1 protein-coding gene is annotated in these 745 nt (G+C 52.9%); it reads right to left on the reverse strand.

What is annotated here, in order from left to right; genetic code table 11:
- Positions 1-595 precede the first annotated feature (595 nt).
- On the reverse strand, positions 596-745 hold a 150-nt coding region (locus AB3X89_RS40045; protein WP_368588035.1), incomplete at its 5' end, for a transposase.

Raw genomic sequence — 745 nt, forward strand, 5'->3', positions numbered from 1 at the left:
GCCTCAAAACGCTTAAAGGGACGGTGAATTCGCATTGAATCTGCACAATGCGAAAAATCTTGCGACGAGAGTCGCGTAATTGGAGCGGGGCCTCTTCAACTCGGGTGTACTTCAGCAGCCTGCTAGGAGTTATTTTCGCAGATCGGCGCAACGGGCCGGGCCTGACGATCTGGTGGTGGCCTGTCGGCGGACGCGGTTAGACACGTGCTCGTCAGCAACATCACAAAATCCCTCGTTTCGGGTGCAGCTGAGATTGACATCTCGCGCACGGTGCCGACGGCGCCTGCCAAATGCGCGTTTCTGCCTAAACGCGTGATCCGGCACTCATCGAAGCACATCGACTGAAGACGATTTGCGACAGATGGTGATTCGGCCAAATTCTTCCGGTTTGAGCGACAACGACAACGGTTTTTATGGTCCCCCCAATCGAGATTATATTTGTCTATGTCGGCGAGTTCTCAATGGATCAAACGTGGCTAAAAGGCAATAATTTTCGTCCCATCTCAGGGACCATTTATTTGCGAAATGTCAAACTGACGAAGGCTCCTCATCTTGACGTCCACGTCAATTTGACCTTCGAGAACTATAGAGCGTGTTAGGAACTTTGAAGTACTGGCACGGCGTGGACAAGCATGAGCATTGCGAAGACGACAAAATGAAGCCCGGCGAGAGTTTCGGGGAGCCGTTCATAGTCACGTGCGAGACGCCGGAAACGGTTGAGCCAGCCAAAGCTGCGCTCGACCAC

This window comes from Paraburkholderia sp. BR14320, assembly GCF_040948665.1.
GTDB lineage: Bacteria > Pseudomonadota > Gammaproteobacteria > Burkholderiales > Burkholderiaceae > Paraburkholderia > Paraburkholderia youngii.